The sequence below is a fragment of the Paraburkholderia sp. BL18I3N2 genome (assembly GCF_003001875.1).
Lineage (GTDB): Bacteria > Pseudomonadota > Gammaproteobacteria > Burkholderiales > Burkholderiaceae > Paraburkholderia > Paraburkholderia phytofirmans.
Genome location: NZ_PVNC01000007.1, coordinates 382,971 through 401,515, shown reverse-complemented (window position 1 = coordinate 401,515; position 18,545 = coordinate 382,971). Strand labels below are relative to the sequence as shown.

Below are 18,545 nucleotides of genomic sequence, written 5' to 3'. Positions count from 1 at the left end.
GCCACGCGCGTGGCCTGCCTGTTACCCGCGTTCGGCGTTCAACACCTGTCCGCCATCCACATGCGTCGAACCTTTCGCGGGACGTCCTGCCCAGTACCCGGCGAGCAGCGAGCCCGACAGGTTGTGCCACACCGAAAACAGCGCACCGGGCAAGGCCGCGATCGGCGTGAAATAGAGCTTGCCGAGCGTCGCGGCGAGACCCGAGTTCTGCATGCCCACTTCGATCGCGAGCGTGCGGCACACGGCTTCGTCGAAGCCGAGCAGACGGCCGCCCCAATAGCCGCCGAGCAAGCCGATGCCGTTATGCAGCACCACACCCAGCATCACCACGAGGCCGACCGACGCGATGCTCTTCTGCGTGCCGCCCACCACGGCGCCGATGATCAGCACGATCGCGACCATCGAGATCAGCGGCAGGATCGGTTCGATCTTGCGCACGACCTTGCCGAACAGATGATTGACGATCAGGCCGACTACGATCGGCAACGCGACGATTTGCAGAATGCTCATCAGCATGCCGTGCACGTCGACGGCGATCGACGCGTCCACGTAAAGACGCGTGAGCAGCGGCGTCGCGAACACGCCGACGAGCGTCGACAGCGCGCTGATCGTCACCGACAACGCGACGTCGCCGCGCGCCAGATAGATCATCACGTTGGATGCCGTGCCGCTTGCCACGCTGCCCACCAGCACCATGCCGGCAGTGAGATCAGGCGGCATGCGCAGCGCCTTGGCGATCACCCAGGCGGCGAGCGGCATGACGAGATAGTGCAGCACGATGCCGGCGATCACCGGCGCGGGCCGCGTGAAGACGCGCTGGAAATCGGCCACGGAGAGGGTGACGCCCATCGCCAGCATGATGATCGTCAGCAGCGTGGTGACGTGCGGCGCGACGCCTGCGAACGACGCGGGCGAGAAGTAAGCGGCAATCGAAACGAGCACGGCCCAGAGCGGGAAAAGACGGGTGACGCGGGCAAGCATGACTGGTGGTCCTTGATTGTGTTTTATCGCGAGAAGCAGGGTCGGTCGAGCGGCGCGCCACCGGCGGTGGCGCGCTTGCGGGAGTCTGCCGCGTGAACGCGGCAAGCCTTGTTGGCGGGCGATGGGCCTTCGGGCGGCGCTGGCCTTTTTGAGGCGCGCGAATGGGTTTTCGGCGCGGGGGTGCGGGTGCGCGTGTCTACGCCGGAACACGGTATTTTACCGTTCGCCGCGAATTGCTCGTGCGTCTATAGTTGCGTGTGCAACCAGGCGCGCATCGTTCTACCTGGGGTGGGCGATGGCCTGCCGAGTGTGTCAGGACCGCGTCGCAGATTCGGCTTCACGCGGATTTAGCTCACAACGGGTCCTGCGCTGTCTGATGGCGCTGCGGGTGTAACTTTGCGCGTGATTGATCCGCGAGCCGCCGGGCGCGGCCAGCACGGCGCCTTTAACCCGGCACCCGGCGTCGAACGGGTTTGATCCGCGAGCCGCCCGGCACGGCCGGCACGGCGCCTCTAACCCACCGTCAAACCGGTTTGACCGGCGACGCGCCAGACACGGCCGGCACGCGCCGCAGGCTCAGTTTGTGAAAGCGCAGCGTCATCAGCAGCGCGACGCTGGCGAGGCCGGCCGCGAGTCCCCACCACAGTCCGCGCGCGCCGAGCCCGAAGTGAAACGCCAGCGTGTAGCCGGTCGGAAAACCGATCGCCCAGTACCCGAAGGCGGCGGCGATCATTGGTACGCGCGTGTCTTTCAGGCCGCGCAGACAGCCGGAGCCGACCGTCTGCATGCCATCGACGATCTGGAAGATGGCCGCCACGCCGAGCAGCGAACTTGCGAGCTTGACCGTGGCCGCGTTGGCCGGATCGTCGAGATGCAGATAGAGGCCGACGATCCAGTGCGGCGCGGCGATCAGCACGAGGCCCGACAGCGTCATGAAGGCGACGCCGAGCGCGAGCGCGACGAAACCGGCGTGGCGCGCGGCGAGCGGCTGGCCGGCGCCGGACCAGAAGCCGACGCGCACATTGGCCGCCTGGCCGATCGCCAGCGGCACCATGAAGGCTACGGAGGCGACATTCAGCGCGATCTGATGCGCGGCCAGTTGCGACTCGCCGAGCAGGCCGACCATCAGGCCGGTGGCGAGAAAGAGAGTGGACTCGACGCCGTAGGTGATCGCGACCGGCCAGCCGATGCCGAACAGTTCGCCCATCAGCGGCACGTTCGGCCGCGTGGCGACGACGAAATGGCGATAGCGCGGGCGCAAATGCAGCAGCGCCATCAACACGAGCGCGCTCAGCCAGACGGTGATCGAGGTCGCGGCCGCCGAGCCGAGAAAGCCGAGTCGCGGCAGTCCATAGGCGCCGTGGATCAGGCCGTAATTGAGAAAACCGTTCACGCCGACGCTCGCCAGCGACACCCACAAAAGCCGTTTGGCCGCGCCGATCGCCGGCAAAAACGAACGCATCAGGCCGACCCCGATCAGGCTGCCGAGCGAGCCCCAGCGCAGCACCGCCGAATATTCGCCGACGTTGTGCGCGAGCAGCGCGGGTTCGCCGAAAGCGAGCAGGATCGGCGTGGCGAACGAGAGCAGGAAGAACGCCGGAACCGACAGCAGCACCGACAGCACCAAGCCGGTCCAGTAGATGTGCGGCACGCGGCCTTCGTCCTGGGCGCCGCGCGCGTGCGACACGCTCACGCTGACGGAGGTCAACACGCCCTGCAGCAGCGTGACCACCACGAAAAACAGATTCGCGCCGAGGCCGCCGGCCGCGAGCGCGTCGGGGCCGAGCGAGCCGAGCAAGATCGTGTCGGTGACGCCCATCGCCATCTGCGAGAGCTGCGCAATGGCGAGCGGCGCGGCGAGCCGCGCGGTGTCGGCCGCGTGGCGGGTCAGGGTCGGCGGCCGGGCGGCCACCCGAGTGATGCCGGATTGAGTCATGGAGCGCCTGGCGGCGGAAGTGGCGACAGCGCGACGGCGGCGCGACGAGCGCGCGAGCGGTGGCGAGGGCAGCGGCTCGATGCGCCTCGGCGAATGCTCGAGGGAGCCGCCGGCCGGGTGTGTCAGCCGATTGTTGGTTTGTCGAAACTGACAGCTTATTGCTTAGGCGCGGCGATGTCGATGGAATAGGCACGATTTTGGTGCGCCCGTTCCTCCGAGTTTTCGGACTGCGGCCCGTGCGTCAGTTCCGAGCGTTAGTCCCGTGAATCAGCCCGTCGAGTCAGGCCTCGTGAACCGCAATCCGCGTATCGCCGAGCAGCACGACCTGTCCCGCGCGGATCTTGCAGGTTTTACGCGTCTCCACCCGGCCGTCGACGGTAACCGCACCGTCCGCCACCATCATTTTTGCCGAACCGCCGCTGTCCGCCAGCCCCGTTATCTTCAGGAGATTGTGCAGTTCGACGTAGTCGCCGGTGAGCGTGAAATCAAGGTTGGGCATGGCGTTTGCACCTTCAGGCAAAGGGTTCGCATCATAAGCCAGAAGCTTGCCCTGGATGAAGTTCGCGGTGTGCGCCGCCGTCGTGTGAGCATCTGCAAGCAGATGTTATGCGTTTGTCGGAAAGTGAAACGTTCCGTAACGGCAGTCGTAAAACACAAACTTCACTCGTAGAGTTCAGGTCAGTAGGGAAAGCCTGCTGGATTTTTATCCGGCAGCGAGCAGACCGGGCGAGGCACGCAGAGCGCGTTCATATGGGCTCAAATGCGCAGCGCCAGACAGGCCGCCCGCGTCACAACAACCTTAGAGAGGATTAGCCATGACCCAGATTCGTACGCTTCTGATCGGTACCGCCCTTACGGCCCTTGCTTCGACAGCCGCGTTCGCACAGACCGCGCAACCGGCAGCGGGCGTGGAAGGCCAGCCGCAGGTTCAGATGCAAAGTAATGACGCGGCGCCCGCCGCCCAAGGCGTGCAACCGGTGACGCCGGCGCCGACGCGTCTGACGGCGTCGGGCTCGACCGACCCGCTGGTGCAGAAGCGCGACGCCAACGCGAAGGCTAACGCCGAATATCGCGCGTCGAAGAAGGCCTCCAAGGCGGAGCTGAAGGATCAGCAGAAGGCCGCCAAGGTCCAGTACAAGGAGCAGGTGCGCGACGCCAAGATCAATCAGAAGGCGGATAAGCAGACGGCCAACAACGAAATGAAGATGAACATGCAAGGCCAGACGGGCGACCAGTCGGACGGCACCGACGTCAAGCATTAAGGCCGAGTTCTGAGCAGGCGGGGTGGCGGCTCGGTTAGCCGCCGCGACCGCCGCTTCACCGGACTTTCGGGTCCGGGCATTTCGATTCGACGGAGGTATCGAATGAGCATCGCACATTCCACGAAGACCACGCTTGTCGCCGCGTTGATCGCGGGTTGCCTGTCGTCGGCTGCATTCGCGCAGGCTAGCGATCCGGCTGCGGCGCCGGTCACCCATGCCGATAAGAAGGCGGCCAAGGAACAGTCGAAGGCGGACAAGAAGGCTTCGGTCGCGCAGGCCAAGGCCGACAAGAAGAAGACCGATGCGCAGGCCGACGCCGACGAGGCCAAAGCCGACGCAAACGTCAAGGACGCGAAGAAGCAATAGCAGGCTTCGCGGCAGTGGCTGACGCGGGGCGCGTGAGCGTCTTGATGTCGTGCCTGCGAAATGGCTCGTATGCATTCGTGCGACGAGCCATTTTTTTGTGTTCGTGTTCGCTCGCACGGCAGGCGTGAAAACGTGGACAGCGCATCCGGCTAAAAAAGGGCGCTTGTCGGCCCGGGTTGTATGGATATACAGTATGCGTCGCCGCTCTGAATCCATCCAACGTCCAAATCAATCGTGCTCTCCGTCGCCGAATCCGCGCCTTCCTCGCCGTCCCCGACGTCCTCCGCGTCCGACACCGCCGCCTGGCTGGCGAAGCTCAATGACGCCCAGCGCGAAGCGGTCGACTACGGCGCCGACACGCCCACCGCACCGTCCGGCGCGTTGCTGGTGATTGCAGGCGCCGGGTCCGGCAAGACCAATACGCTTGCGCACCGGGTCGCCAATCTGGTGGTGAAGGGCGCCGATCCGCGCCGCATCCTGCTGCTGACCTTTTCGCGCCGTGCGGCGCTCGAAATGACCCGGCGCGTCACGCGCATCGCCGGCGCGGCGCTCGGTTCGCGAGCTGCGCTCGCGCAGGGGCTGACGTGGTCGGGCACGTTCCATAGCGTCGGCGCGCGGCTGTTGCGCGAATACGCGGATCTGATCGGCCTCGCGCCGGCCTTCACGATCAACGACCGCGAGGATTCCGCCGACCTGATGAACCTCGTGCGCCACGAACTCGGCTTGTCGGCGAAGGAGCGGCGTTTCCCGGCCAAAGGCACGTGCTTTACCATTTACTCGCGCGTCGTGAACACCGGCGCGTCGCTCGGTCAGGTGCTGGACAAGGCATTCCCGTGGTGCCGCGAATGGGAGGCCGATCTGCGCATGCTGTTCGCGTCATACGTTGAAGCGAAGCAGAAGCAGAGCGTGCTCGATTACGACGACCTGCTGCTTTACTGGTCGCACATGGCCGCCGAGCCGGGCATCGCCGCCGACCTGTCGGGACGCTTCGATCACGTATTGGTCGACGAGTACCAGGACACCAACCGTCTGCAGGCGGCCATCCTGCTCGCGTTGAAGCCAGATGGCCGCGGTCTGACCGTGGTCGGCGACGACGCCCAGTCGATCTATTCGTTTCGCGGCGCGACCGTGCGCAATATTCTCGATTTCCCCGCGCATTTCGATCCGCCTGCCAAACAGGTCACGCTCGAGCGCAATTACCGCTCGACCGCGCCGATCCTGGCGGCGTCGAACGCGGTGATCGAGCTGGCCAGCGAGCGCTACACGAAGAATCTGTGGACGGACAAGGCGTCGGCGCAGCGGCCGCGCCTCGTGACGGTCGCCGATGAGGCGGATCAAGCCCGCTACATCGTCGAGCAGGTGCTGGAAGCGCGCGAGCAGGGCATGAAGCTGAAGTCGCAGGCGGTGCTGTTCCGCGCCGCGCACCACAGCGCCGCGCTGGAGATCGAACTGACCCGGCGCAACATTCCGTTCGTCAAGTTCGGCGGGCTGAAGTTTCTCGACTCTGTGCACGTGAAAGACGTGCTTGCCGTGTTGCGCTGGGCGGAAAATCCGCGTGACCGCGTGGCCGGCTTTCGTGTCGTGCAGTTGCTGCCGGGCGTGGGACCGGCCACCGCGGCCAGGGTGCTCGACGAGGTCGTCGCGCGCGCGGGCAGCGGCAACCCCGCCGACACCGCCGGCGGCGCGCTGGCCGCCTTCACCGCGCCGGCTCGGGCGCAGGAAGACTGGCATCCGTTCGTCAAGCTGATGTCGAGCGTCTACGGGCGCCAGACGCCATGGCCCGCCGAGTTCGAAATGGTGCGCCGCTGGTATGAGCCGCACCTGGAGCGCAATCACGAGGACGCGGCGATCCGTCACGCGGACGTGTTGCAGATGGAGAGTATCGCGGGCACGTATGCATCGCGTGAACGGTTTCTGACCGAGTTGACGCTCGACCCGCCCGACGCCACCAGCGACGAATCCGGCGTGCCGCTGATCGACGAAGACTACCTGATCCTGTCCACGATCCATTCGGCGAAGGGGCAGGAGTGGCGCAACGTGTTCGTGCTGAACGGCGTGGACGGCTGCATTCCGTCCGATCTCGGCGCCGGCAGCGAAGAGCAAATCGACGAGGAGCGCCGTCTGCTCTATGTGGCGATGACGCGCGCGAAAGAGGACCTGCATATCGTCGTGCCGCAGCGCTTTTATGTGCACAACCAGACGCATATGGGCGATCGTCATGTGTGGGCATCGCGCACGCGCTTCATTCCCGCGCATCTGATGCCGTTGTTCGATGCCTATGCATGGCCGCGCGTCCCGGTGCCGAGCGCGCCGACACCGGCCGGGCTGGCTGCGGCGGCGCAGGCGAAGATCGAGATCGGCGCGAAACTCAGGAAGATGTGGGATTGAGAGTGGCGGCGGCGCGCGCTTCGATGCCGTGCACCTGATGCCGCTGTTCGATGCAATATGCGGCGAGGCGCGCGAGTTCTGCCCCACCTATGACGTCTGGCGGGGCGCCGCCGTTCAGGCGAAGGTCGGGATCGGCGCGAAACTCAGGAAAATGTGAGATTGAGAACGCGACGGTGCGCGCATCAATGCGACGCGTCTAATGCTGTTCTTCGACGGAATGTGTGGCCAAGGCATGCCAGTTCCGCGCGCCTACGGCGTCTGGGCGCTGCCGCCGCTCAGGCGGAGACCGGGATCGGCGAGCAACTCAGAACAATGTGGGATTGGGAGCGCGGCGGCGCGCTCCCGTGCGTGACAGCCGAGACGCGACCCACGCTGACCAAACGACGCGGCTAGATCGTCGGCCCGGTCCGTTGTTCTGCGCAACGTCTTTCGAGCGGCGGACGGTCGCCGCTGTTGGCTGCCGGACTCAGTGATGGTTTCCGAAGCTCTTCAGCCTCAGCGCGGCTGCGACTGCCGCTGCTGCTGTTGCTGCGGCGCCGGACGCGGCGGCACGAAGAAATTGCGCAGCCAGGCCGCCATCCGCGAAAACACGTCGTACGGCTCTTCCACGAAAATTTCCGGCTTGAGCAGGCGCAGGAACTCCATGATCTGCTGCGCTTCCTGCTTCTGGAACGAGCCGTGCGAAATACCCAGCCGCAGCAGCCCGCGCAGTTCGCCGAGCTTTTCGCGCGCCGTGCTGCCCACACTCGTTTCGCACGCCACCTTGGCCTCGTAGACGCGCTGACGCAGTGATTCCACCAGCCGCCACGCCGGCGTCTGCATGACTTCCTCGAGCGCCTGAATATCCTGCGCCGCGCTCTTGATCTGCGCGGCAAGCGGGTCGATCAGCGCGGCGTCGCCTTCCGCTTCCTTGACGATCGCCGCCGCCCAGTCGCGGCACTGCTTGGCCAGTTCCTCCGGCGTCCATTCCGAGCGGGCGGCGAAGCCGAAGCCGAACTCGCCCGCCTGCCGCATCAGAATCGCGACGACATCCGGAAACTCCTTGTCCAGTGTGCGTTTGGCCCATGCGTATTGGCCGCCCTGCAACATCCGCTGAACCGCGTGTTCGGTCAGCGGCACCATATTGTCGAGCAGCTTGGCGCGCAAAAAATCCTCAAACGACGGCGTCGCGAACTGCGGATCGAGCTTCAGCGATACCCGCAGAAAAGCGTCGAAATCCTTGCGCAGCGTCGCGATGGTCTCGTCTTTGAGCGTGAGGGTGATTTGACCCATGTGTTATCCCGTTTGGTCCTGCCGCGCGGCCTCGCCACACCGCCCGGCCGCGCGGGCCATGGGAGACGCGGCGTTCGATGCCGGCGCGCTTGATTCCTGCCTGATGCCGCATACCCAGCGGGACGTATCCCGACGAGCGGACCTCGACTGCATAACGGCGGATCGTGGGGAAACTTAAGGGAGTGCGGGGCGGGGGCGCCCGCTTTAGAGGAAAGTGTCGCCCGGCTTGCGCAGGCATGGCGCGAGCCGGGCGACGCTGTCGCTACGTTGAAAGCCGCGTGTGTCTATTTCAACACGACGCATTGCCAGACAAAAAACACCGTCAGCCCGACGGCGATGGTCAGCAGCGGCCGCCGCGTCAACGCGCTGACGAGCACCGCGGCCAATGCGCCGACCAGTTGGGGATTGCGCCAGGTCAGCTCGGCGTCGCCGCCGTGCGGCGCAACCGCCATTGGCACGATGATCGCGGTCAGCACGGTGACCGGCACGAAACCGAGCGCGGTGCGCACCAGCGGCGGAAACACCAGCCGGTCGCCGAGCACGAAGACGGCGGCGCGGATCACCCACGTGATCGCCGCCATGCCGAGAATCAGGACGACGTAGTTCATCGCGATGCCTCCGCCGTTTTGCCGTTGCCGCGCAGGTTGGGCCGCGACGTCGACAGCAGGACGCCGATCGCCACGCCCGCGAACACCGCGCCGAGCAAACCGAGCTTGTACGGCCACGCCTGCCAGAAGAAGGCCAGCATGCCCGAGGTGACGGCCGCCGCGATATAGCGCAGCGCGACGAGTTGCGGCACGACGATCGCGATGAACGTGGCGACCATCGCAAAATCGAGGCCGAGCGATTGCAGGCCCGGGAAAGCCACGCCGAACAGCAAGCCGGCCACGGTCCAGAGCTGCCAGTTCAGATACATGGCCAAGCCGGCGCCGAAGAAGTAATGCGGCCCGATCGTGCCGGGCTCCCGATGCCGGTAGTGTTCCCACGCGACGGCGAAGACTTCGTCGGTGAGCAGCGCGCCGAGCACCCAGCGCCAGCGTGCCGGCAGATGCGCGACGTGCGGGGCGAGCGTGGCGCTGTACAGCACATGACGCAGATTGACGACGAGCGTGGTCGCCCAGACGACGGCAAAACTCGCGTGTCCGGCAATCAGGCCGAGCGCGATGAATTGCGCGGAGCCGGCGAACACGATGAGCGACATCAACTGGCCGTGCCATAGATGCAGCGGGCCGGATGCGACGAGGGTGCCGAAAATGACGCCGAAAGGCGCCGCGCCTACCATCATCGGGATGATGTCGCGCGCGCCGGCGGTGAACTCTTTGAAATGGCCTGGGCTCGTGGGCCGGCCTGCGGTGGAATGGGTCAATCTAGCCTCCTTGATTCGGGAAGCATAGCGGCGGTGGCCAGGCGGAGCTTGTACGTTCTTGCGGATGGGCGATGGTTCGATGCGGCGGTGGCGCGCCCGAGGCCGTGTCATGCCACGCGGCCGGAATGAGCAAATAACGTGGCACGCGGAGGTCGCCGGTAACGTGGATGTTGGCGTCGTGTCTGGCGGTTGGGTTGGTCCGAGCCGCGGCGCGCCAGAGGCAGCCGCTCGCGTACTTGCGAGTACATGGGATGGCCAAGGCGGCCGAGCGGGGTAGGCCGCGGGCAAAGTACGCACGTGCGTCGGTGTCGTGCGGGTGAAGTGCTTGAGGTTGCAGGACGCGCAGTTCGCCGACAACGCACGCACCCGCGTCGCGTCACACGCCCTGCCACCGCCCGGGCGGCACGCCGAACATGCGCCTGAAGTGTCGCGTGAAGTGGCTCTGGTCCGTGAAGCCGCTGGCGGCGGCGACCTCCGTGACGGAAACGCCCGCGCGAAGTGGCGCGAGCGCGCGCTGCAAGCGCACCTGATTGCGCCACGCGTGAGGCGGCAGACCGGTGGTCTGGGTGAAAAGACGCGCCGCGTGGAACGGCGAGAGTCCCGCTACCTGGGCCACTTCAGCGAGCGTGACGGGTTCGACGAGGTCGCCCGTCAGGCGCTCCTGCATGATCGTCACGCGAGCGTCGTCGGTGGCGAGGCGCGAACGCGCCGGCTGCGTTTGCGCATAGCGCACCAGCAGCGTGGACAAGGCGTCGAGCATGGCGGCTTCGGCGGCGAGCGCGTCGCCGCCCGTCTCCAGCAGACGATGCGCGTGCGCCAGCCGCGCGGCCAGATCGGGATCGCGGATCACACCGGGCGCAAACCACGGCAACGCCTGAGGCTTGCCGCTGACCTCGTTGGCGAGCGCGTGGATGAAATCCACCGGCGCATACATCACGCGATACCGCCAGCCCGCCTCGACCGCCTTCGAGCCGGTGTGCAATTCGCCGGGATTGATGATGGGTACGCTGCCGGCTTCGGCGACATAGTCGGAACCGAGATACCGATACCCCTCGGCGCCCGCCACGATCACTGGAATCGTGTACGCATCGTGCCAATGCGGCGTGAACTCGTGATCGTGATATTCGGCCGTAAGCAGGTCCGCGCCGGGCAGAAGCGGCGTGCGCCAGTAGCGGGCGGAATCCTGGAAACGGTGTGCGGCAGTCATCATGAAAGTCCAGCTTGACCGGTCAGTGTAGCGCGTCGCGACCATGGCGCGTCATGCGCTGATGTGTCGGCCGACTGCGTTTTGCCGTAGGGCGGTGTCTACTTGAGCGGTATCGTTGTTCCGGCCGGCATCGGCACGGCGCTCACGCTGTTCTTCGCGCTGCCGCTGACCACGCGGTCGCTGTAGGTGAGATACACCAGCGAGTTGCGCTTCGCGTCGACCACCCGCACCACATGCAGCGACTTGAAGATGAACGACATGCTCACCGAGAACACGTCGGCCTGCTTCTTCACGGGACCCGTGAAGTGGATTTCACCGACCTGCCGGCAGGCGATCGACGCTTCGGTTGGATCTTCAGCGATGCCGAGCGTACCCTTGACGCCGCCGGTACGCGCGCGCGACACGTAGCAAGTCACGCCTTGAACCACCGGATCGTCATAGGCCTCGACGACCACGCGGTCGGAACCCGTGACGCGGAAATTAGTATTGACGCTGCCGACTTCTTCGCCATGCGCCGAAGGCAGCAGGAGGGCGGCAGCCGCCGCAAGCGAGATGCGCAACAAAGTGGGTTTCATGGGATGAGCTTGCCGGAAATTGAGCGCCTGAATTGGGCGCGGGATGTGCGCGGGGAAATCGTCATCGTATAACGGCAGGCGGGTCGGATGGCCGACGATCCGGCCGACGCGCCGGTCGTAGCGGCGCGAGCATGGCGTTGACCAGAGCGACACGGTTTGGCACCGTGTGGCGCGCAAAAGAAAAAGGCCCGCACGGATGCGGGCCTTTCAAATTTTTTGGCTCCTCGACCTGGGCTCGAACCAGGGACCTACGGATTAACAGTCCGGCGCTCTACCGACTGAGCTATCGAGGAACAGCAGTACAACTTGATTAACTACAGCTTGATCTACATAAAAAAGCCCGTCTTGGTTAACGGGCTTTTGCAATTCTTGGCTCCTCGACCTGGGCTCGAACCAGGGACCTACGGATTAACAGTCCGGCGCTCTACCGACTGAGCTATCGAGGAACAGAACAACAAACAGCAGAGAAACGAAATTGTAGGAGCAGCTTAAGCGCCTGTCAATACCCTGCGTTCATCTCGATTTCATTCGAATTCGACTGCGGACGCGACAGGCAGCGAGGCTCAACGTGCGAGCAGCTCGAGCTTTTCCTTCACGTCCTTGAACTCGTCGGCTTCCGGCAGCGGTGCCTTGGTCTTGGTGATGCTCGGCCAGTTCTTCGCGAGTTCGGCATTCAGTTCGATGAAGTTCTGCTGGTCGCCCGGCACGTCTTCTTCGGCATAAATGGCGTTCACCGGGCACTCGGCCACGCACACGGCGCAGTCGATGCATTCATCGGGGTCGATCGCGAGGAAGTTGGGACCTTCGCGAAAGCAGTCCACCGGGCACACATCGACACAGTCGGTATAGCGGCACTTGATGCAGCTTTCGGTCACAACGTGAGTCATTCAGGCAGCTCCTGCATGCGGTATCTGGGGAGGCGGAAACGCCAAAAGCGCTATTGTATCGTAACGTCAAGAGGCACATGCGGCATCGCGCACGACCGTTTATACGTTTTCGTGATTAGTTTATGACGTCCGCCTGGCGGCTTCCCTGAGCGCCCGGCGCGGGAGTCTGCCGGCGCGCTGAATACCGGCGCATTCGGGTAACATGCGTCAGGCCGGTACGCACGGGGCGTGCCGTCGCGCATGGGTGAGTCGGGCCTTCGTGTCAGGCCTTCCGTTTCTCCGCAGTCCAGTTCGCACCATCATGATTATTACTTCGCTGCTCGACACCGATCTGTACAAGTTCACGATGATGCAAGTGGTGTTGCATCACTTTCCCGCGGCGAACGTGGAGTATCGCTTCCGCTGCCGTACGCCGAATGTCGATCTCGTACCGTACATCGGCGAGATTCGCGACGAAGTGCGCAAGCTCTGCCAACTGCGCTTCACCGACGACGAACTCGACTACCTCCGGCGCATGCGCTTCATCAAGGGCGACTTCATCGAGTTTCTCGCGCTGTTCCATCTGAACGAAAAATACATTTCGATCGAACCGTCGCCCAAGGGCAATGGCGAAATCGACATCGAGATCAAGGGACCGTGGCTGCATACGATCCTGTTCGAGATTCCGATGCTCGCGATCGTCAACGAAGTCTACTTCCGCAATACGCAGCAAAAGCCGGACTACAGCGAAGGGCGCGGGCGCCTCGTCGACAAGATCCAGCTGCTCGGCGCGCGTCCGGAATTCGCCGACTGCAAGATCGCCGACTACGGCACGCGCCGTCGCTTCTCGAAGCAATGGCACGAGGAGGTGATCCTCAAGCTCAAGGAAGGCCTCGGCGAGCAGTTCGCCGGCACCAGCAACGTGTTCTACGCGATGAAGCACAGCCTCACGCCGCTCGGCACGATGGCGCACGAATACCTGCAGGCGTGTCAGGCGCTCGGTCCGCGGCTGCGCGATTCGCAGATCTACGGCTTCGAAATGTGGGCCAAGGAATACCGCGGCGACCTCGGCATCGCGCTCTCCGACGTGTACGGCATGGAGGCGTTCCTGCGCGACTTCGACATGTACTTCTGCAAACTGTTCGACGGCGCGCGCCACGATTCCGGCGATCCGTTCGACTGGGGCGAACGCCTGCTCAAGCACTACGAAGCGAATCGCTGCGACCCGCGCACCAAGATCCTCGTGTTCTCCGACGCGCTCGACATTCCCAAAGTGCTGCAACTCTACGAGCGCTTCCGCGGCCGCTGCAAGCTGGCGTTCGGCGTGGGCACGAATCTGACCAACGACCTCGGCTATAACCCGCTGCAGATCGTCATCAAGATGGTCCGCTGCAACGGTCAGCCGGTGGCGAAGCTGTCGGACTCGCCAGGCAAGAACATGTGCGAAGACAAGGCTTATCTCGCCTATCTGCGCCAGGTGTTCGGCATTGCGCAACCCGAGGAAGAGGCGGCCAAGTAACGCGGTTCATCGCTAGCTGTCAGTAGCTTATGCCGCGCGTGCGATGCGCGGCAATAGGCCGTTCGGCCAGGGTGTTCGCGCGCGGGGTGGCCGGTATAATTCTCGCCATATCGCACGGCTGCCGACACGAGGATTTCGCACATGGACACATCGATTGCACGCCGCAACATCCTGGCGCGCATCCGCGCGGCGCAAGGGCGTGAGCCGGAGCCGTCAGCTTCCGAGCGCGAGGCCGCCGCGGACTATCTCGCGCGCCATCCTGCCGGCCCGCGTCCGGAGATGCCAGCCGACCTCGTTGCGCACTTCATTGAAGAAGCGCAAAAAATGGCGACCACGGTGGACTCGGTTGAAGCACTGGGCGACGTGCCGGCCGCGGCGCACCGGTACCTCACAGAGCATGCGTTGCCGCTGCAGGCCATCGCCTGGCAAACGCTGCAAGATCTGCATTGGGCGGAAGCCGGCCTCACCGTCGAATTTCGCAAGCCGCAAGACGGCGACGTAGTCGGTCTCACCGGCTGCTTCTGCGCGACCGCCGAGACCGGCACACTGGTGCTGCTGTCGGGCCCGGAAACTTATGCCTCGGCCGGTCTACTTCCGGAAACTCACATTGCGATCGTGCCGGCTTCTCGCATCGTCTCGGGTCACGAAGAGGCGTTCGCGCTGGTCCGCAAGGAACGCGGCGAACTGCCGCGCGCGGTCAACTTCGTCTCCGGGCCTTCGCGCACCGGCGATATCGAACAGACCATCGTGCTCGGCGCGCATGGGCCTTACCGGGTGCATGTGATCGTCGTGCAGGGCGCCTGAGCGGCAAGCACGGCCGTGCCGCAGGACGCGTGCTCCAGCGTGCGGTCGCAATCAATAACAAGGACTTCAAACCTATGAAAGGACGTGCCGCCTGGACGGGCATGGCGCTCGCGGCTGCATTGGCGCTGGCCGGCTGGCCGCAGCTCGCGTCGGCCGCCAGGCTCGACGGCGCGACCTTGTCGGCGCTGTGGGGACTACCGTTCGCGGGCGTGCTGCTGTCGATCGCGCTATTTCCGTTGATCGCGCCGGCGTTCTGGCATCACCATTTCGGCAAGATTGCTGCGGCGTGGGCGCTGGTGTTTCTCGTGCCGTTCGCGCTCGACTACGGTAGCAGGGCCGCATTCGGCACACTCGTGCATGCGCTGCTCGAAGAATACATACCGTTCATCGTGTTGCTGACGGCGCTCTACACCGTGGCGGGCGGCATCTGCGTGCGCGGCAATCTGCATGGCACGCCGCGCCTGAACACCGCGATCCTCGCGCTCGGCACTTTGCTCGCGAGCATCATGGGCACGACCGGTGCTGCCATGTTGCTGATACGTCCGTTGCTGCGCGCCAACGACAATCGCAAGCACGTCGTTCACGTGGTCGTGTTTTTTATCTTCCTCGTGGCCAACGCGGGTGGTTCGCTTTCGCCGCTGGGCGACCCGCCGCTCTTTCTCGGCTTTCTGCAGGGCGTGAGTTTCTTCTGGACCACCACGCATCTCGCGCTGCCGATGCTGTTCGTCTGCGGCGTACTGCTGATCGGGTTCTATGCGCTGGACTCGCACTACTTTCATCGGCGCGAAGAAGAGCGCTCGCGTTTTCTCGATCCGACGCCGGACACGCCGCTGCTCGGCATCGACGGCAAAATCAATTTTGTGTTGCTCGCCGCGGTGATCGCGCTCGTGCTGATGAGCGGGCTGTGGAAACCGGGCGTGGAATTCGACGTGTTCGGCACGCATGTGGCGCTGCAAAACGCCGTGCGCGATGCCGCGCTGATCGGCGTCACCTTGCTCTCGTTGGCGCTTACGCCGCGCGCGGCTCGCGCGGGCAACGACTTCAACTGGGCGCCGATCGAAGAAGTGGCCAAACTGTTCGCCGGCATCTTCGTGACGATCGCGCCGGTCATCACGATTCTGCGCGCCGGCGAGGCGGGCGCGTTCGCCGGCATCGTCCATCTGGTCAACGACGCCTCGGGCCAGCCGCACGATCTGATGTACTTCTGGGCGACCGGGCTGCTATCTTCGTTTCTCGACAACGCGCCGACTTACCTCGTGTTCTTCAACCTGGCCGGTGGCGACGCGCAGACGCTCATGACCACCGGCGCCACTACGCTCGCGGCGATCTCGGCCGGCGCGGTGTTCATGGGCGCGAACACGTATATCGGCAATGCGCCGAACTTCATGGTGAAGGCAATCGCGGAATCGCGCGGCGTTCGCATGCCGGGTTTTTTCGCGTATCTAGGCTGGTCAGCCGTCGTGTTGTTGCCGCTTTTCCTCGTCACCGGCTGGCTCTTTTTTTGACGCCGAGGCAATCTAACTCGACGCGCTTTACGGAGAATTGCAATGCAGAAGATCCTCGTCGCCCGTCCGATCTTTCCCGATGTGATCGAACGGCTCAAACAGTATTTCGACGTCGACTGGAATCAGGGCGACGTGTTGCCCGCCGACGAACTGAAACGCCGTCTCGCGGATAAAGACGGCGCGCTGACCGCGGGCGATCCGGTCGGTGCCGCCGAACTCGCGGCGGCGCCGCGTCTGCGCGTGGTGTCGAATATGGCGGTGGGCTACAACAACTTCGACATGGCCGCTTTCAACGCGGCCAACGTGTTGGGCACCAATACGCCGGACGTGTTGAACGAATCGACCGCGGACTTCGGTTGGGCACTGATGATGGCGGCGGCGCGCCGCATCACCGAATCGGAGCACTGGCTGCGCGCGGGCCAATGGCAGAAGTGGGCGTATGACGCGTTTCTCGGCAGCGATTTGCACGGCTCGACGCTCGGCGTGATCGGCATGGGCCGCATTGGCCAGGCGCTCGCGCGTCGTGCGAAGGGCTTCAACATGCAGGTGATTTATCACAATCGTTCGCGCGTGGCGCCCGAGATCGAGGCCGAGTTGAACGCGGAGTATGTATCGAAGCAGGATCTGTTGCGGCGCGCCGACCACGTCGTGCTCGTACTGCCGTACACGAAGGAGAACCATCACACGATCGGCGCGGCCGAACTCGCGCTGATGAAACCGACCGCGACGCTTACGAATATCGCGCGCGGCGGTATCGTCGACGACGCAGCGCTGGTCGAGGCGTTGCGCTCGAAGCAGATTGCCGCCGCCGGTCTCGATGTGTTCGAAGGCGAGCCGAATCTGAATCAGGATCTGCTCAGCGTACCGAATGTCGTGCTGACGCCGCACATCGCCAGCGCGACCGAAGCCACGCGCCGCGCGATGGCGAATCTCGCCGCGGACAATCTGATCGCGGGCCTGGGCGAAGGTCCGCGCGCGGGGCGGCCGCCGAATCCGGTCAACCCCGAGGTCATCGGCAAGGCGCGTTCATGACAATGTATCTAGTGGCGGCCGTCGCCGTGCTGGCGGTCGCCTTGGTTATCGCGCTGGCCTTGCTGATGCGCGGCCATAGCCGCGCGGAAGACAACGAGCAGTTCGAGTTGCTCAACGAACGCATCGACGTCGCGGCCGACGCGCAAGCGCACGCCTACGAGCGGCTTGAGCGGCAACTGCGCAATGACATCACCGAGACGGCGCGCGTGTCGCGTACCGAACAGAGCGGCGGCTTCGCGCACTTTCAGCAGACGCTGGCCGCGCAGTTCAGCAGCATGACGACGGTGCAGGCCGGCAAGATCGACGGCTTCGCGCAACAGCTCGACGCCGTGCGCCACAGTCTGCAGGCGCAGGCCCAGCAGGCGCGCGACGAACAAGGCCGCTCGCTTAAACAGTTCGGCGATACGCTGAGCCTGCAACTGGGGCAACTCACCGAGGCGAACGACCGCCGCTTCGCCGAAGTGCGCGCGACCATCGAACAGCGGCTGAAGGATATCGAGGCGAACAACTCGCTCAAGCTCGACGAGATGCGCCGCACCGTCGACGAAAAATTACACGCTACGCTTGAACAGCGTTTGGGTGAGTCGTTCAAGCTGGTGTCGGACCGGCTCGAACAGGTTCACCGTGGACTGGGCGAGATGCAGACGCTGGCCGCCGGCGTCGGCGATCTGAAAAAGGTTCTCACCAACGTGAAGACGCGCGGCACGTGGGGTGAAGTGCAGCTCGAAGCATTGCTCGAGCAATTGCTCACCGCCGACCAGTACGCGAAAAACATTGCGACGGTGCCGAGAAGCGCGGAGCGCGTCGAGTTTGCGATCAAGCTGCCGGGACGCGCGGAGCAGGGCGCCGCGGCCACACCTGTGTGGCTGCCCATCGACGCCAAATTTCCGCGTGAAGACTACGAACGCCTGATCGAAGCGCAGGAGCGCGCCGATCCGGTCGCGGTGGAAGAAGCGTCACGCGCGCTCGAAGTGCGGATTCGTGCCGAGGCGCGCACGATCGCGGAGAAGTACGTGTCGCCGCCGCACACCACCGACTTCGCGCTGCTGTTTCTGCCGACAGAAGGGCTTTATGCGGAAGTGTTGCGTCGGCCGGGCCTGACGGACCTGCTGCAACGCGACTATCGGGTGACGATTGCGGGGCCGACTACGCTGACCGCCTTGCTCAATAGCTTGCAGATGGGTTTCCGCACGCTCGCGATCGAGAAGCGATCGAGCGAGGTGTGGCAGGTGCTCGGCGCGGTGAAAACGGAGTTCGGCAAATTCGGCGATGTGCTGGCCAAGACGAAGGCGCAACTGGAAACTGTGACGCGTTCTATTGAAGCGGCAGAAACGCGCACACGCGTCATGAGCCGAAGACTGCGCGATGTCGAAGCGTTGCCGGGTGAAGAGGCTAGCGGGTTGCTCGGCGATGCGCTGTCGGGTGTAGATCCCGACGAGCAGTAAAGGAGTCGAGCTAGCGGTGTA

17 protein-coding genes and 2 tRNA genes are annotated in these 18,545 nt (G+C 64.5%); 8 read left to right on the top strand and 11 right to left on the bottom strand.

Annotation, left to right across the window (positions count from 1 at the left end; genetic code table 11):
- Window positions 1-21: 21 nt before the first annotated feature.
- The 3 genes from B0G75_RS21615 to B0G75_RS21605 all read right to left on the bottom strand — a co-directional run bounded on the left by B0G75_RS21615 (window position 22) and on the right by B0G75_RS21605 (window position 3,416).
- Window positions 22-981 (bottom strand): bile acid:sodium symporter family protein, encoded by a 960-nt coding sequence (locus tag B0G75_RS21615; RefSeq protein ID WP_106309935.1) that lies wholly within the window; start codon window positions 979-981, stop codon window positions 22-24.
- Window positions 982-1,504: 523 nt separating this feature from the next.
- Entirely contained in the window at window positions 1,505-2,917 is a 1,413-nt protein-coding gene (locus B0G75_RS21610; RefSeq protein ID WP_012433917.1) for an MATE family efflux transporter, read from the bottom strand.
- Between the two features lie 280 nt (window positions 2,918-3,197).
- A complete protein-coding gene (locus B0G75_RS21605) occupies window positions 3,198-3,416 on the bottom strand; it encodes an RNA-binding S4 domain-containing protein (protein ID WP_011489423.1) in 219 nt (72 codons plus the stop codon).
- A 316-nt stretch (window positions 3,417-3,732) separates the two neighbouring features.
- Between B0G75_RS21605 and B0G75_RS21600 the strand changes: the two genes are divergently transcribed.
- From B0G75_RS21600 to B0G75_RS21590, 3 genes are all read left to right on the top strand, one after another.
- Window positions 3,733-4,179, top strand: coding sequence for a hypothetical protein (locus B0G75_RS21600; protein WP_106309932.1), 447 nt, complete (start codon window positions 3,733-3,735; stop codon window positions 4,177-4,179).
- Between the two features lie 102 nt (window positions 4,180-4,281).
- Window positions 4,282-4,545, top strand: coding sequence for a hypothetical protein (locus tag B0G75_RS21595; RefSeq protein ID WP_106309929.1), 264 nt, complete (start codon window positions 4,282-4,284; stop codon window positions 4,543-4,545).
- A gap of 234 nt (window positions 4,546-4,779) precedes the next feature.
- Window positions 4,780-6,933, top strand: a complete 2,154-nt coding sequence (locus B0G75_RS21590) for an ATP-dependent helicase (RefSeq protein WP_106309926.1) — start codon at window positions 4,780-4,782, stop codon at window positions 6,931-6,933.
- A 495-nt stretch (window positions 6,934-7,428) separates the two neighbouring features.
- Here the strand turns inward: B0G75_RS21590 and B0G75_RS21585 are convergent, their stop codons facing one another.
- The 8 genes from B0G75_RS21585 to fdxA form a co-directional block, all read right to left on the bottom strand.
- Window positions 7,429-8,205, bottom strand: coding sequence for a DUF4088 family protein (locus B0G75_RS21585; protein ID WP_012433913.1), 777 nt, complete (start codon window positions 8,203-8,205; stop codon window positions 7,429-7,431).
- A gap of 284 nt (window positions 8,206-8,489) precedes the next feature.
- The gene (locus B0G75_RS21580) at window positions 8,490-8,813 is read right to left on the bottom strand and encodes an AzlD domain-containing protein (protein WP_106283783.1); all 324 of its coding nucleotides are present in this window, start codon (window positions 8,811-8,813) and stop codon (window positions 8,490-8,492) included.
- On the bottom strand, window positions 8,810-9,571 hold the full coding sequence (locus tag B0G75_RS21575; RefSeq protein ID WP_106309923.1) for an AzlC family ABC transporter permease: 762 nt from the start codon (window positions 9,569-9,571) through the stop codon (window positions 8,810-8,812). The genes B0G75_RS21580 and B0G75_RS21575 overlap by 4 nt, the downstream gene beginning before the upstream one ends.
- A gap of 376 nt (window positions 9,572-9,947) precedes the next feature.
- Window positions 9,948-10,778: an AraC family transcriptional regulator gene (locus B0G75_RS21570; RefSeq protein WP_106310123.1), complete on the bottom strand. Its 831-nt coding sequence runs from the start codon at window positions 10,776-10,778 to the stop codon at window positions 9,948-9,950.
- A 98-nt stretch (window positions 10,779-10,876) separates the two neighbouring features.
- Window positions 10,877-11,353 (bottom strand): CreA family protein, encoded by a 477-nt coding sequence (locus B0G75_RS21565; protein ID WP_106310120.1) that lies wholly within the window; start codon window positions 11,351-11,353, stop codon window positions 10,877-10,879.
- Between the two features lie 217 nt (window positions 11,354-11,570).
- A tRNA-Asn gene (locus tag B0G75_RS21560) sits at window positions 11,571-11,646 on the bottom strand.
- Between the two features lie 77 nt (window positions 11,647-11,723).
- Window positions 11,724-11,799: transfer RNA gene (locus B0G75_RS21555), tRNA-Asn, on the bottom strand.
- 117 nt (window positions 11,800-11,916) lie between these two features.
- Window positions 11,917-12,240 (bottom strand): ferredoxin FdxA, encoded by a 324-nt coding sequence (gene fdxA, locus B0G75_RS21550; RefSeq protein ID WP_012433908.1) that lies wholly within the window; start codon window positions 12,238-12,240, stop codon window positions 11,917-11,919.
- Window positions 12,241-12,541: 301 nt separating this feature from the next.
- Here fdxA and pncB point away from each other — a divergent pair, with 301 nt between their 5' ends.
- The 5 genes from pncB to B0G75_RS21525 all read left to right on the top strand — a co-directional run bounded on the left by pncB (window position 12,542) and on the right by B0G75_RS21525 (window position 18,524).
- Complete coding sequence (gene pncB / locus B0G75_RS21545) at window positions 12,542-13,738, top strand: nicotinate phosphoribosyltransferase (RefSeq protein WP_012433907.1); 1,197 nt, start codon at window positions 12,542-12,544, stop codon at window positions 13,736-13,738.
- Window positions 13,739-13,879: 141 nt separating this feature from the next.
- Window positions 13,880-14,542 carry a lactate utilization protein C gene (locus B0G75_RS21540; RefSeq protein ID WP_106309919.1) on the top strand — a complete coding sequence of 221 codons (663 nt, stop codon included), beginning with the start codon at window positions 13,880-13,882 and terminating at the stop codon, window positions 14,540-14,542.
- A 74-nt stretch (window positions 14,543-14,616) separates the two neighbouring features.
- Window positions 14,617-16,047, top strand: coding sequence for a sodium:proton antiporter (locus B0G75_RS21535; RefSeq protein WP_106309916.1), 1,431 nt, complete (start codon window positions 14,617-14,619; stop codon window positions 16,045-16,047).
- A 42-nt stretch (window positions 16,048-16,089) separates the two neighbouring features.
- Entirely contained in the window at window positions 16,090-17,079 is a 990-nt protein-coding gene (locus B0G75_RS21530; RefSeq protein WP_106309913.1) for a D-glycerate dehydrogenase, read from the top strand.
- Complete coding sequence (locus tag B0G75_RS21525) at window positions 17,076-18,524, top strand: DNA recombination protein RmuC (protein WP_106309910.1); 1,449 nt, start codon at window positions 17,076-17,078, stop codon at window positions 18,522-18,524. Before B0G75_RS21530 ends, B0G75_RS21525 begins: the two co-directional genes overlap by 4 nt.
- Window positions 18,525-18,545: the final 21 nt, after the last annotated feature.